Here is a 14,382-nt window from a genome sequence, read left to right on the forward strand (position 1 = left end):
CTCAGCGGTGGGAACGGTCGAGCGCGGCGGCCGCGACCGGCGTGACGGTGAGATCCAGGCGCGCCGACCGGACCGGTCTCGCGGCTGGGCGGGCGGAACTCGTACGGATCTCGGCACGGCGAGGCCAGAACCGGCGACGCCGGTACTCCGGTGGCGGGAGCGGAGCCCGGCCGGTGCCCTCGGGCGCGCCGGGGCCGAGGACGACGTGGGCGTTGGTGCCGCCGAATCCGAAGGCGCTGACCGCGACGCGGCTGCCGGAGGGCAGTTCGGTCGTCGTACGCGCGGGGAAGAACGGTGACTCGGCGAACGCGAACCGCGGATTGGGCCGCTCGCAGTGCAGGGTCGGGACGATCAGCCCGTGCCGGAGCGTCTGCACGGCCTTGATGAATCCGGCGATCCCGGCCGCGCTGAGCAGGTGGCCCATCGAGCTCTTGACGCTGCCGATTCCGCAGTACTCCCGGTCGCCGGTGTGCTGCCGGTAGACGGCGGTCAGCGCCTGCAACTCGATCGGGTCGCCGATCATCGTGCCGGTGCCGTGCGCCTCGACGTATCCGATGGTGCGCGCGTCGATGCCGCCGCGGGCGAGCACATCGGTGATCAGCGCCCGCTGGGCGTGCCCGTTCGGGGTGGTGTGGCCCATCGTGCGGCCGTCGTTGTTGACACCGGACGCTTCGATGACCGCGAGGATCCGGTCGCCGTCGCGTTCGGCGTCGTCGAGACGCTTCAGCATCACCAGCCCGGCGCCCTCTCCCGGGACGAAGCCGTCGGCGGACTCGTCGAAGGTGCGGCAGCGTCCGGTGGGTGACAGCGCCTTGCCGGCGCTGAGCATCAGATACGGCTCCTCGTCCAGGAGCAGGTCCACGCCGCCGGCCAGCGCCATCTCGGACTCGCCCAGCATCAGGCTCTGCGCCGCCAGGTGCACGCTGACCAGCGCCGACGAGCACGCGCTGTCGACCACGAGGTTCGGCCCGGCGAGGTCGAGGAAGTGCGACACGTGCGCCGCGATGTAGTTCTGGTTGATCCCGACGATGGACTCGCGGGTCAGCGGCCGCAGGTATTCGCGGTGGTTGCCGGTCCGGCCGCCGACGAAGACGCCGACCCGGCGGCCGCGTAACTCCTCGTCGGCGTACCCGGCGTCGTGGACGCATTCGACGGCGACCTCCAGCGTCTTGCGCACCAGGGGGTCGAGCTGCCGTGCCGTCTCGTCGTCGAAGCCGAAGTAGCCCGGGTCGAACAGGGCGGCGTCGTCGAGGAAGCCGCCCCACCGGCTCTGGCTGAACCCGGGGCCGCCGTCCGGCCGGTAGAGCGCCGTGGTGTCCCACCGGTCCGCCGGCACGTCGCCGACCATGTCCCGCCCGGCGAGCAGTGCCTGCCACAGCTGTCCCGGGTCGGCGGCGCCGGGCAGCCGGCAGCCCATCCCGATGACCGCGATCCGCATCGGCGCGCCGTCCGGGGCGAGCGTGCGTACCGGCACACCGTCCGCGGCGGGCGTCCGTGCCGGGGTCGCGGACGTCACCGGGCCGGTGGCCTGGGCGGGCACCCCTGCGGCGGTGAGCGCGGCGGCGAGCCGGGCCAGTGTCGGATGTTCCTGGAGCAGACTGGGATCCACGACGTCGCCGAGCGCCGCCTCGAGATCGCGGACCAACTCGGCCATCAGCAGCGAGTCCACGCCGAGGTCGACGAGGTGGGTGTCGGGCCGCAGCAGGGACCGTTCGGTGCGCGTGGTCCGGGCCACCACGTCGGCCAGCCAGTCGAAGCCGGCTGGCTCCGGCCCATCCGCCGGGGCGGTGACCGGCTCGATGCCGGCCGGCTCCCGCTCCTCCGCCGGGGCGGCGACCGGCGCAGGGGCCGTCTCGGGGGCACGCCGCGGCGCCCGGAACAGCTCGTCGGCCGGCACGGCCGTCCGGCCAGTCAGACAGGGCAGCAGAATCGGTTCGCCAGGCACCCGTAGCGCCAGGTCGAGCAGACGCAGCGCGTCGGCCTCCGCCAGGTCGGGAATGCCCAGCTCGTTCCCGGCGCTGGTGCGCCGCTCGCCCATCCCGACGTCCCGCCAGAGCGGCCACCGCAGCGACCGGACCACGCACCCGGGCTCTTCCGCGTGCGCCTCGGCGAAGTCGTCGAGGACGTTGTTGGCCGCGGCGTAGTCCAGACAGCCCCCGGCCAGCCGGGGCGACCCGGCCGCGATCGAGGAGAACAGCACCATGAGCCGCGGCAACCGGCTGCCGAACGCCTCCCACAGTGTCTCGACGGCCAGCTTGGGGCGTAGCACGTCATCGATCTCGTCAGCCGTCTTGGCCAGGAAGGACCGTGGCCGGCGCATCACCCCCGCGCAGTGGAAGACCGCCGCGATCCCCTCGGCGCGGCTTCGATGCCGGTTGATCAGCCGGCGCAGCGTGGCCACGTCGTTCAGCGCATGGGTGTGGACGGACAGCTTCACGTCCCGCTCGGCGAGGGCCAGCAGGGCGGTGAGGCGCGTGCGCAGCAGCGGGTCGGTCGACGGCTCGGCGACCAGGGATGCCCAACGGTTGCGGGCGGGCAGCGCGGAGCGGCCGATCAGGACGAGGTGCCGCGCGCCCCGGTCGGCCAGGTGCTCGGCGAGGCGCAGCCCGATCGCGCCGGTGCCCCCGGTGATCAGAACGGCGCCCCGGTCCAGACCGGTCAGCGGGTCGAACTCGCCGGGCCGGGCGAACCCGGCCACGCGGCGCCGCCGCCGGGAGCCGGTGTACCGGATCTCGGTCTCCTGGTCGTCGGCCGTGCTCTCGGCCGCGACCGCGGCGGCCAGGTCGGCAAAGTCACCGTCGACCCGGACGGTACGGGAGATCACCGTGGGCAGTTCTCCGGAGACGGCACGGTAGAAGCCAGCCGGCGCCGAGCGGCGAGCGCCGCTGATGTGGAGGCAGCGCAGCCCGGTCCGCGGATACCGGCTGAGTACCTCGCGCAGCACCTCGATCCGCTCGGTGACCAGCGCGCCCGGTTCTTCCCAGTCGACCAGATCGGCGACGCCGGCCAGGCCCTGTACGGCGGGCAGCGGATCGCCGGGGCGATGCGCGACGGCGTCGTCGCCGAACAGCGTCGGCGCCAGGCTCGGGTCCGTCGTGAGGACCAGGAAGCGGCCGCGCCGAGCCGGCGCGGGTGGCGGCGCGTCCTGCCAGTCCGCGGTGAGGAACTGAGGGGCGGCGGTGGGCGCCGCCCAGTGCTGGTCCCGGCGGAACGGGTAGGTCGGCAGCGACACGATGGGGGCGACCGGCACCGGGTCCTCGATCCTGGCGTCGCCGGTGAACGGCTCGGCGCCACCGGTGAACGTATCGGCATCACCGGTGGGCGGCTCGGCCTCGACGGCGGCGGCCAGCGCGTCCGCGAGCTCGCCGAGGTCGGCCGCCGTGACGGTGACGCGGCAGGCCAGCGTGGCCCGGCCGGTGCTCATCGTCCGAGCGATCGAGGCGAGCGGGGGCGCTTGCGGTGACCGCACCACGTTCAGCAGCGCGACAAGCGCGTCCCGCAGGGCCTGCGGGGTGCGGGCCGACACGGGCACCGCCACCCGTCCGGCCGGCAGCGCCTCGGCGGCGGGCGGTGCCTCCTCCAGGACCACGTGCGCGTTCGTGCCGCCCATGCCGAACGAGCTGACCCCGGCCCGGCGGGGGCCGCCGCCGGGCGGCGGCTCCCATGCGGCCTGTTCCAGTTGGAGCCGCATCGGCGACCGGGACAGGTTGATCATGCGGTTCGTCCGGCGCACGTTGCGGGTGGCCGGCAGGATCCGGTGACGCATCGCGAGAATGACTTTGATCATTCCGGCGATACCGGCGGCGGCCTCCAGATGACCGATGTTGGTCTTGAGGGAGCCGATGCCGCAGTGCGGCGCGTCCGGCATCGGGTGCCGGCTCCGGTCGTACAGCCGGCGGAACGCCGCCACCATGGCCGACACCTCGATCGGGTCGCCCAGCCGGGTACCGGTGCCGTGCGCCTCGATGTAGCCGACGGTGGTGGGGTCGACGCCCGCCGTGGTGTACGCGCTGACCAACAGGTCGGCCTGGGCTTCCGGGTTGGGCGCGGTGAACGACTGCGCCTGCCCGCCGTGGTTGACCGCCACCTCGCGGATCACCGCGTGCACCCGGTCGCCGTCGGCGAGCGCCCGGTCGAGGGGTTTGAGCAGCAACGCGCACGCCCCCTCGCCGCGGACGTAGCCGTCGGCGCCGTCGTCGAACGTGTGGCAGCGTCCACGTGGGCTCAGCACACCGGCCCGCTGGTACGCCGCGTGCCGTCCCGGGTCGCACAGCACGTTCACGCCGCCCGCGATGGCCTGGTCGCATTCGTCGGCCCGCAGCGCCGCGATGGCCTGGGCGACCGCGACCAGCGACGACGAGCAGAGGGTGTCCACGGTGACGCTCGGACCGCGCAGGCCCAGGGCGTACGAGACCCTGTTGGCCACCAGCGACGGGGAGACCGCGACGCTCAGGTGCGGTTCGTCGCGACCGGCGTGCTCGGCCAGAACGGCGGCGTAGTCGGAGTGGCACACCCCGGTGTAGACGCCGGTCCGGCTGCCCGCCAGCGTGGTGGGATCCTGTCCGGCATCCTCGGCCGTTGCCCACGCCACCTCCAGCATGAGTCGCTGCTGGGGGTCCATCAGCGCAGCCTCGCGGGGGCTGACGGCGAAGAATTCGTGGTCGAAGCGGCGGATGTCGTCGAGCAGCGCCGCCCGTCCCACCAGATCCGGGTGCGCGGCGGTGTCCCAGCGGTCGATCGGGATGTCGCGGATCGCGTCCTCGTCGCGGCCGAGCAGGTCCCACAGCTCGCCCACGCTGTCCGCCCCGGGGAAACGTCCGGCCATGCCGATCACCGCGATCGGCGCCGAGGCGTCCGGCTTCGGTGCCGCCGTGACCGCGACCGGTTCGGGCTCGCGGTCCTCGCCGCGTATCACCCGTGCCATGGCGGCGGCGGTGAAGGCCTGGAACATGGCGCTGGGATCGATCTGCAGGCCGTGCTCGTCGTGGGCCAGCGCCACGACCTCGGCCAGCGCGACGCTGTCCAGGCCGTACCGCCGCAGGTCGTCGTCGGCGGTCAGAGAGCCGGCGGGCCGGCTCAGCGCCCGTTCCAGCAGCTGCAGCACGACCGCGTCCAGGTCGTCGGGCGTGGGCGCCGGGTCCGGCGGGGCCGTCGCGGCGCGGGGGGTGACGGTGTCACCCCAGAGTCGGCCGAACACGCTGGGCCCGCGCAGTGCCTTGACCGTCTCGATCTGGGCCAGCGGCCTGTTGTCGTCCTCGCGCAGCAGCGTCGAGGTCAGCACCGCCCGGTGACCGTCCTCCAGGCGCAGGTCGTCGAGCCGGTATCGCACGGTGTCCTCAGCGCCGCAGTTCGCCAGATACACGATGTCGCGGCTGACGGTGGCGGCCGCGGTGGCCCACTCGCCGCCTGGCGCCAGCGAGTGCAGGTACCGGCGCTCGCCGTGGTCGTTGATGTGCGGGTAAGAGGCGAAGTAGAGCAGGCCGAGGGCGTTGACGTCGACGACCGGGTTGAGTTCGTAACGCTCCGTGTGCAGCCCGGGACCGTCCAGGTGGCGCCCGCTCCGCGCCTGGAAGTCGTGCAGGAAGGCCAGTTGGTCGGCGTCCGGTTCACGGGCCGGCAGGCGGCCGGGAAGTTGTGGGACTCCGGGAACCAGCCAGTTGCGGTCCGAGCGGCGGACGAAGACGGTGAGCAGCCGGACGTCGACGTGCGCCGTACCGGTGGCGAACCGGATGTCGGACAGGAACCGCCGGTCGTCCAGTCTGGTCAGTTCACCGCTCATCTCGCCTTCGTCGAGCTCGGCGAAAGAGGCGAGCGAGGCGCTCGCGGTGTGCCGGACCCGGACGAAGGCCGGAAGTAATCGGGTGCCGTCGGCGTCGGCGAGTTTGTTGACCGAGGTGCCGAAGAACTCACCGATCAACGACCAGTGCAGGTCGCCGGACTCGCGTAACAGCCAGTTCTCGGAGAGGCCACCGGTGGCGAGCGTCGGCAGGCCCAGAACGACGTGCCGGGCGGTCACGAGGCAGAACCGGAGGGGTGGTGACCGGGGAGCTGCGCGTAGCCGTGCCGCCTGCCTGGCCCCCATATTCGGTGATATAACGGGCCAGAACTCACACTCGTCTGCATCAGAAAACTCCCCCGTGTCATTCGTTGCATACAGAACGTAGTCCAGTGGATCTGTCCCGTCCACAGCGCCTTGCGATTACTTTTCGCCTTACCGAGCGTGACCAACCGCCGCTCAAGGACCGGACAAGACGGTCATTCGTGCAGCGCACACCGAAGAATGCTGGGGCCCCCACCACCCCCTGGTGAGTCGAATTCGGAGGATGCAGTGGACAAGATTTGCGACATTCGTCACACCAAGCAAGCGGGCGGTCACTCGTGATCACCGGAGCTGGCGGCACCGGATTACTGAACGCCCTCCTTCCATCCGGTGTCGCCGTTTCCGAGCTGTTCACCGACCCACCGCACATCGACCTGCACCCGCAGGAGGCGGCCGTCGTGGCCCGCGCAGTCGACAAGCGCCGCCGCGAGTTCGCCGCCGTCCGTCTCTGCGCACGCACCGCGCTGAGACGGATTGGAGTGCCCCCCGGACCGATCCTGCCGGGCCCCAAGGGTGCACCGCAGTGGCCGGACGGAGTGATCGGCAGCATGACGCACTGTGACGGCTACCGAGCGGCGGCGGTAGCTCATCGCGATGCCTTCGCATCGATCGGGATCGACGCCGAGCCGCACGCCGCTCTGCCCGACGGCGTGGGAAAGCTGACCGCGCTGCCCGAGGAGCGAATGACCCTGACCCGGCTGGCCGTCACCCACCCTCACATCCACTGGGACCGGCTGCTGTTCAGCGCGAAAGAGAGCGTTTACAAAGCGTGGTTTCCATTGACCGGCCGCTGGCTGGACTTCACGGAATGCATCATCACGCCCGATCCGGAACGTCATACCTTCACGGCCGACCTGACCGTGCCCGGACCGGTCGTCGCCGGAGACCGGATCAGCAGGTTCACCGGACGCTGGCACGCTGGGGCTGATGCTCGACATGTCGTCACCGCCGTCACCGTGCCGTGGCCCGCATGACGGACCCCACCAGCCACGCCGGAAAACCCCGACGTGATCACTCGCGGCCCTCAGTCGTGTCGGCCAGGGCGGGTATGTGCTCGGCCGATTGATCCGCTCCAGCGGGTCGTCGACTGGATCTGTTTGCCCTTGGGGAACTGGCTGCCGAGCGTGTCGGTGACGGTATCGACCTGGGCCCTCACCGCACTCTGGCCGGGCTGGGCGAAGATCGTGCGGATCGTCGCGGCGACCATCTCTCCGGCGTCCTTCGGGACCACGCCGAGGACCTCCCTGCCGCCGTCCTCGGTGATGCCGGTCGCGATGACCACGGCCCAGGAAGCGATCCGGTGATGACCCCAGGCCTTGCAGTAGGTGGTGTAGAGGCACTCGCGGTCGAACAGCCGCAGCTCAAGCCGCTGCCCGTCGAACCGTTCGAAACGGGCCGCTGGTTCACCCCACGGGTCGACCGCTACGGACAGATCACGGTGGGCCCCAACCGGTACTCGGTGCCGGTCCGGCTGATCGGCAAGACTCTCCGAGTGCTGCTGCACGCCTCCGAACTGGTGGTCTTCGACTACGGCAGGGAAGTGGCCCGGCACGAAAGACTGAGCACCCAGGGCGGCTCCCGCCTGGTGCTCGATCACTACCTGGTAGCCCTGGTCCGCAAGCCGGGCGCCTTCCCCGGGTCAACAGCTCTGGAACAGGCTCGCTCGGCCGGCCGGTTCACGCCTCTCCATGACGACTGGTGGGATGCGGCCCGCGCGGCCCACGGCGACAAGGAAGGCACCAAAGCCCTGATCCAGGTGCTTCTGATGGCCCGGCACATGAGCCACGAGCATCTGGTCGCCGGCCTTGCGGCCGCGCTGCGGGCCGGGGCACTGACAGCAGACGCCGTCGCGCTGGGCCCGCAAGATCGCCGCGGGCGACCTGCCGGACCAGCCCATTCCCTCACCGCCAGAGCCCGGAGCGGTCGGGCCGGCACGGGCGACCGTCACCTTTCTCGCCGACTGGCGGCTGTCCCACCTGCCGCCCGACACCCGGCCGCTGCCGTCGGTTGCCGCCTATGACCAGCTGCTGCGACGCCGCCGTGGCGGGAGTGCTTCGAGCAAGGGAGAAGCGACATGAACGCCAAACCCAACCGCGGGCTGACCGAGGAAGCCGCGACCACCGCCATCGACCAGGCATGCCGGATGCTCCGGCTGCCCACCATCCGCGGCCAGTTCCCCGACCTCGCCGAGGCGGCGTCCCGCGAGCAGATGTCGTACCGGGGCTTCCTGGCGGTACTGCTGCTGGCCGAGTGCGACGACCGGGCTCGCCGACGCTCGGAGCGGCGCATCAAGGCCGCCGACTTCCCGCGCGAGAAGTCACTGCGGGCCTTCGACTACGACGCGAACCCCAACATCGACGCCGCGGCCATCAACACCCTCGCCACTGCGAATGGGTCCGCAAGGGCCACCCGCTCTGCCTGATAGGCGACTCGGGCACGGGCAAGTCCCGTCTGCTCATCGCACTGGGGACCGAGGCCGCGAGTCAAGTACGTCCTGGTGACCAAGCTGGTCAACGAGCTGGTCGAGGCGGCCGACGAGAAGCAGCTGGCCAAGACCATCGCCCGCTACGGACGCGTCGACCTTTTATGCATTGATGAACTCGGCTACATGGAACTCGACTGGCTCTGCGCGGCCATCGTCGACCGCATCACCTTCGGCGGCGACATCATCGAGACCGGCACCGACTCCTACCGCCTCGCCCAAACCAGAGCCCAGGCCGAACGTGCCGATGCCAGCTGATCAGTGGGCACCCTCCCCGTCCTGACCTCAGCTTCCGTCAACGCCCGATAGGAGCAGAAACCGATTCAATGACGCCGCGCCAGGTCCGGTGATAGCCCTCACGAAGCGGCCCGCCGACAAGGTCGAGGATCTCCGATACTGCGTCCATCATCGGCGTCGGGTCTCCCGACTCGCACAGGTGCAGGTGCCCTTCAAGCAGGGCGGCCCCGCGCTGATCGTCCGCCTCCAGAAGACGCCGTGGCAGCCACTTCCCGCCGCCGATCCAGGCGTGGTGGTAGTCGCAGAGCAGATCGGCCGCAGCATTGAGAACGACCCCGGCCACCGCAAGACGCTCGAATCGGTCACTCGTGTCGGCGAGATCGTCCAGCGCGTCCGTCAGCCCATACCTCTTCGTTTCGACTGTCTGCGGTTCCAGCGCCGGCGGACCCGCACGGAGGTCCGCTTCGGCCAGAGCCCGGGCACGCCTGGCCTCACCATTTGTATCGACGAGGACGAGACCGGTGGCATACATGTTCTGCAGGACCGCACGACGCGCAGCAACGTCCGCAGCGAAGAGGTCCACGAGACCGGCTCGGGTATGGACGAAGAACTCCACGACACGGCCCTCGAACCGGATCGTCTCCCGGCGAGTCTCGCCGCCGTCTCCGATGAGTATCGCAAGGTCCAGGTCACTACTGGCAGTGGCTCGCCCGGCGGCCGTCGACCCGGCAAGAATCACGGCCAGCGCATCGGGGAAACGGTCATGGGCAACGCGTCGCGCCAGGTCAACGGGGTTCACGTCCATAGCGGTCAGCGTTCCAGAAGTCTTGGTCAAAGGCGACGGAATTTTCCACCCCACTGCGTGACCGCTACAGACCGTGACGGATTCGAGGCACGGAAGACGGATCCGACCAGCAGATGTCGAGCTACACCATCACCGCGCCTCGACCCAGATCCGTGAGCAGACCCGCAATGCAGCCCGGACCGCATGCGCGGCCAAGGGGATCGAACTGGTCGTCTTCGATCAGGAGCAACTCCGGCCGGAGGTATGAAACGGTCCGTACCACATCGCCACGGCCACAACGCCCTCTGTATGACGCCGACTTCGCCGGAATCGCCTCATCATTATGACTATCGCGAAAACTCATCACATAGTGAGGCTGAATCTGTACGGTGTCCTTCTCCGGGTCGCAAGTGCTCGGATGGGGGGCGAGGGGGCCACGGATGCCGTTGGTTTTTGTCCATGGGGTGGCCAATCGCATCGACGGCCCGCATGTGGAGGAAGCAAGGGTCCGGCAGGCGCTGTTCGAGCAGTATGTGACGGCGGGATGGTCACGCGCGGACGGCGGACCGGCCGAGATTCTCCAACCGTACTGGGGCGGTGACGGCGCCTCCCTGGCCTGGGGCGGAGCGAGCGTGCCGAACAGCGCACGGGTCGCCGAGCGCTTCGGGGAAGGCGTTGGCGACGGCCCGCTGTCGTACATCGTCGCCCAGGTCGTACCCGACGATGCCCGGATCCACGAACGGCTCCTCACGACAGCACGAACATCGATGGGTGACGCACTGGATCTGCTGTGGACCGCCGCGCTCCTCGCGTCACCGGACAGGGCGAAGGAGCTCGCGGCCGCCTCGGCACTGACACCGTCCTTGGTCGAGTCGGCCCCGGCCTGGCTGGCGGAGGTCGGCGACGACGAGGAGTTCGCTGTCCGGCTGTGCCAGGCGCTGGAGGACATCGAGCAGGAAGAGGAATCGGGGTCCAGCCGGGAGAGCTTCGGTGTGGGGCAGGTCCGTGCCGCGGTGCAGGAGGGCGTCGTACGGATCCGGGAGACGCTGGCGGACCGTACGACGTCGCCGGTCGCCGACCGGCTGCGAGCCGAACTCGCGCCGCGCATCACCGAGTTCCTCGGCGACGTCCTGACCTACTATCGGCGGCGGCCGCCCGACGGAGCGGGCGCCGGTATCGGCGGGAAGATCGCGGATGTCCTGCGGGAGGCGAACGCCCTGCGCGGTCCGCGTGATCCCTTCGTCCTGGTCGCCCACAGCATGGGCGGCAACATCGTCTATGACCTGCTCTCCGGACCGCTGGCCGGTGAGGACCTCACAGTCGACCTCTTGGTGACCGCCGGGTCGCAGGTCGCCTTCTTCGAAGAGCTGAGCCTGTTCTCGCCACACCCCCCGGACGTCCCCGGCACGGCGGGCCTCAAGCTGCCGAGGCCGCCTGCGGTGCGCAGGTGGATGAACGTCTACGACATGAACGACCTGCTGTCGTTCCGGGCCGAACCCGTCTTCGAAGGCGTGGAGGACCACAGTTTCCGGTCCGGGCGGCTGCGCGCCCACAGTGCCTACTTCCTGGCTCCGAGTTTTTACGCCCGCCTCGGCGAGCGGCTGGGACCGTTGAGGTCCGGGCCGCAGGCCCCCGCCGACGAGGACGGGTGGCGGTGACCTATCTCCTCGACACCGCCGCCCAGGACGGACCTCAGGTACACGCGCTGGTCATCGGGGTGGGCACCTACCGGCACCTGCGCGGAGGCTCCGATCCCGTCCCGTACGACACCATGGTCACCCGACAACTCACCTCCCCTCCCCTGTCTGCGCTCGCCTTCGCCCGCTGGGTCATCGACGAACTGCGCCATCCCGTAGCGGGGCCCGGCAGCGTCGACGTTCTCCTGTCTCCGGGCGAGGTGTTGGACCCCGACGGGCGGTCCCATGAGGTCGAGGTGCCCTCGGCGGATGCCGTGCAGCGGGCGGTCGACCGGTGGGTGAGCCGCTGCAACAGCCACTCGTCCAACGTCGCCCTTTTCTACTTCAGTGGCCACGGTCTCGACAACGGCAGCCCGTTGCTGCTGCTGGAGGACTTCGCGCGCAGCAGGAACCGGATCCTGGACGCAGCCGTCAACCTGCAGAGCCTCGTCCAGGGCATGCGAACCTGCGGCGCGGGATACCAGTACTACTTCCTCGACTCCTGCCGGGAACGCACCGCCCGGCTGTCCAGCCTCCGGGAGACGCACACACTGCCGCTGCTGGACATCCAGGACGGTCCCGAGCGGCGCAGCGATCTCACCGTGATGCCGGCGGCCCTGTCCGGAGGCAGCGCGTACGCGGACCAGCACCGAGTCAGCGACTACACCCGGGCTCTCCTCGACGCGCTGGCGGGACGCGCCGCCTCCACGCGCGACGGCCGGTGGCGCGTGACCAGCCTGGACCTCTATGAGGCCGTGTACACACTGACCCGTACCGCACCGCCGGTGCAGGTGCCGGGGTTGAATGTGCACGGGAACTCGGTCCTGCACGTCCTCGACGGCCCGCCGCAGGTGCCCCTCGGCGTACGGTGCGACCCCGACGCCGCCGCCCGTCTGGCCGACGTCTCCCTGTCGGCCCTCGGCGGCGCCGGGGACAAGCGGCCGGTCCTCGAACTGGACGACCCGGTGTGGAGGACCGTCGCGTCGGCCGGTGTGTACGCGGTGGGCGTGGACTTTCCCGACGGCCACTACACGGCCCCGTTCCCAGCGGGGGTCCACGCCTTCTTTCCGCCGGATCTGGAGTTCACCGTCGCAGTGGAGCGTGTCCGATGACCCTGACGCGTGTGGTGGTCGCTCTCTCGCCGGGTACTCCCGTGGCAGCGGAGGTCCTGGACACGGAATCGGGGGACGTCCGCAGCGCGGTCGTGGTGTCCGGCCAGCCGTTCGAGACCGAACTCCCCCCGGGCACCTACGTCGTACGGCTGGCGCCTCCGGGTCTGGAGCGCGTGAGCGCCACGGTGGTGGTGCCTCACGAAGGCTCAGAGGCCCTGACAGTGCACTTCGCCCTCGACGATCCCCACCCCGCACCGGGCAGCGGCCAGGCCGTGCCGACCGACCGGCCCGCAAAACTTTCCCCTCTGAAGTGGTTCCTGCTGCCCGGGACCAGGCGGAAGGCAGCGCTCCCGCCCGACGAAGCACTGCACACAGCCCGGGAGTTGCAGGGCACCGGTCTGTTCGTCTGCGACACGGACGGCACCTTGCTGAGACCGGTCGAGGTGGCGGACGAGTACGTGGTCAGCCGTCCGGCGGCCGGCGAAGACCGCTCGACATACGTTTGCGTGACACAGGGCCAGGACCACCTGGCACGGTTCGTGTCCCTGCCCGCGAACTGCGTCGGGCGGATCCGCAGTCCGGCACAGCCCGACGGCGGTGAGGGAGACGTGACAGTACGGCCGGCGGACCCCGACGCCCGCGCCCTGCTCGACTACCAGGCACAGGGCCGCCTGGGCGCCGCCGCCGCCATCACCGATCACGTCGTGCGCAGCATCGGCGCCCGGATCGAAGCCGGCCGGGGCGACCCGGCCGCGGGCTGCGCGGTCGCCTACCACCTGATGGACCATCCGGATCATGACCGCGCACGCCAGTGGGTGCACCTGCTCGCCGACGCCTTTCCCTCCTCCGACGACGTCTCGCTGTTGGCGGCCTGGTTTCTTCTGGAGAAGGACGGGCCCGTGCCCCGGGAGGTCAGGGGGCGGTTGATCACGGCTGCGGAGGCCAGTCAAGGCCTGCCCGTCTATCTCGCGGGGTTGCGGTTGCTGCGGACCGCGCTCGAGCGGCTGGGCCGCTCGGATCGCGCGAGCGGCCAGTGGGATCCTCGGCTCACCTCGGCGACACACACCGTGAACACGTATCTCCTCGCCGCCGACCCCGCGAACCCCTTCGTCTCCTACACCGGCACCGGTCTGCACACACCGCTGGTGGCGGAGGACGCGCCGGCCGTCGGTTCCGGTATGAGTCTCGCGTCGGACGACGCGGTTTCCGTACGGGTGTTGGCCAAGGCGCTGGACCTGCTCGGCACGGTCACCGCGGGTCTTCAACGGACGATCTCCCTCCCGCTGCTCACTCTGACCTGGAGCGACCGGCCCGATGGCGGCGGACAGATGCTGTCGGTCGACAGCCACGGCGGGACGAAGGCGTGGGCCGGCCTGGGACTGTTCCTCGTCAGGGCAGAGGGCTGGCAGATGGAAGTGGTTCGGCTGTCCGATGCGGGGACGGCGACGTTCAGTCTTCCCGGCTCCGCCACCGCAAGGCTGGTCACCCCGGAGTCGGCGGAGCCGGAGGACGCCGTCGTGGTCCCTCAGCCGGTTTTGCTGCACGCGGCGGCCTCCGGCCCCGAACAGGACCACCGCGTCGTAACCCCACAGCTCGAATTCCTCCTGGAGCCTGTACGCGACGCGGACCGCTGGCGGTTGACGGCGCGCCCTCGCGTGCCCGGTTCTCCTGCCGGTTGGGTGCTGGTGGGGCAACGCTCGGCAGCCGACCGGCCGTACAAGACTTTCGCCCTGCCCCTGAGGGGCGTGGACGCCGGGCCCGGCGCGGAACCGACCGTTCTGCTGGGAAAGGCATCCGTGCCGCTCGACTGGTACATGGTGCCCGAGCCGGTCGATGAACTGCCGTCGGCGGGGCGTACGGCGATCCTGCGGCGCTCGCTCGCGCGGGCGGCGGACTCGTGGACGCGCGAGGCCATCCAGAAGGTGTTGACCGCGCCGACAGCGGAAGAAGGATGACAGCCCATGAGCTCCTCGCGCCTACGCCGTCTCCTG

Annotated in this window: 7 protein-coding genes and 2 pseudogenes; 6 read left to right on the forward strand and 3 right to left on the reverse strand. The window is 70.5% G+C overall.

The genetic code is table 11. The annotated features are described in order from the left end of the window. Window position 1: 1 nt before the first annotated feature. Complete coding sequence (locus tag JIX56_RS00490) at window positions 2–6,016, reverse strand: beta-ketoacyl synthase N-terminal-like domain-containing protein (protein ID WP_257536762.1); 6,015 nt, start codon at window positions 6,014–6,016, stop codon at window positions 2–4. Between the two features lie 362 nt (window positions 6,017–6,378). On the opposite strand from JIX56_RS00490, the gene JIX56_RS00495 reads away from it, so the two are divergent. Continuing rightward, window positions 6,379–7,074: a 4'-phosphopantetheinyl transferase family protein gene (locus JIX56_RS00495; RefSeq protein ID WP_257536763.1), complete on the forward strand. Its 696-nt coding sequence runs from the start codon at window positions 6,379–6,381 to the stop codon at window positions 7,072–7,074. A 116-nt stretch (window positions 7,075–7,190) separates the two neighbouring features. Here JIX56_RS00495 and JIX56_RS00500 read toward each other — a convergent pair. After that, window positions 7,191–7,436 (reverse strand): annotated as a pseudogene (locus tag JIX56_RS00500) (IS256 family transposase); the annotation flags it as partial. Here JIX56_RS00500 and JIX56_RS00505 point away from each other — a divergent pair. Together JIX56_RS00505 and JIX56_RS00510 are read left to right on the forward strand one after the other, a co-directional pair. Next, window positions 7,404–8,120, forward strand: coding sequence for a Mu transposase domain-containing protein (locus JIX56_RS00505; RefSeq protein WP_257551538.1), 717 nt, complete (start codon window positions 7,404–7,406; stop codon window positions 8,118–8,120). The pseudogene JIX56_RS00500 and the gene JIX56_RS00505 sit on opposite strands and share 33 nt — an antisense overlap. 123 nt (window positions 8,121–8,243) lie before the next feature. Next, window positions 8,244–8,840: pseudogene (locus JIX56_RS00510) on the forward strand (ATP-binding protein). Between the two features lie 37 nt (window positions 8,841–8,877). Here JIX56_RS00510 and JIX56_RS00515 read toward each other — a convergent pair. Next, window positions 8,878–9,624: a nucleotidyltransferase domain-containing protein gene (locus JIX56_RS00515; protein WP_257536764.1), complete on the reverse strand. Its 747-nt coding sequence runs from the start codon at window positions 9,622–9,624 to the stop codon at window positions 8,878–8,880. 443 nt (window positions 9,625–10,067) lie between these two features. On the opposite strand from JIX56_RS00515, the gene JIX56_RS00520 reads away from it, so the two are divergent. Genes JIX56_RS00520 through JIX56_RS00530 form a run of 3 tightly spaced genes read left to right on the forward strand, consistent with a single transcriptional unit; the run spans window position 10,068 to window position 14,346 of the window. Continuing rightward, complete coding sequence (locus JIX56_RS00520; protein ID WP_257536765.1) at window positions 10,068–11,261, forward strand: hypothetical protein; 1,194 nt, start codon at window positions 10,068–10,070, stop codon at window positions 11,259–11,261. After that, the gene (locus tag JIX56_RS00525) at window positions 11,258–12,391 is read left to right on the forward strand and encodes a caspase family protein (protein WP_257536766.1); all 1,134 of its coding nucleotides are present in this window, start codon (window positions 11,258–11,260) and stop codon (window positions 12,389–12,391) included. The genes JIX56_RS00520 and JIX56_RS00525 overlap by 4 nt, the downstream gene beginning before the upstream one ends. Continuing rightward, window positions 12,388–14,346, forward strand: a complete 1,959-nt coding sequence (locus JIX56_RS00530) for a hypothetical protein (RefSeq protein WP_257536767.1) — start codon at window positions 12,388–12,390, stop codon at window positions 14,344–14,346. The genes JIX56_RS00525 and JIX56_RS00530 overlap by 4 nt, the downstream gene beginning before the upstream one ends. The last annotated feature ends 36 nt before the right edge of the window (window positions 14,347–14,382 follow it).

It is taken from the genome of Streptomyces sp. CA-210063 (assembly GCF_024612015.1).
Taxonomy (GTDB): Bacteria; Actinomycetota; Actinomycetes; order Streptomycetales; family Streptomycetaceae; genus Streptomyces.

Bases quoted from the DNA above. Each gene is read 5' to 3' on its own strand.
- JIX56_RS00505 (WP_257551538.1), top strand. From the start codon at position 7,404: ATGACCCCAGGCCTTGCAGTAGGTGGTGTAGAGGCACTCGCGGTCGAA.
- JIX56_RS00515 (WP_257536764.1), bottom strand. From the start codon at position 9,624: ATGGACGTGAACCCCGTTGACCTGGCGCGACGCGTTGCCCATGACCGT.
- JIX56_RS00530 (WP_257536767.1), top strand. From the start codon at position 12,388: ATGACCCTGACGCGTGTGGTGGTCGCTCTCTCGCCGGGTACTCCCGTG.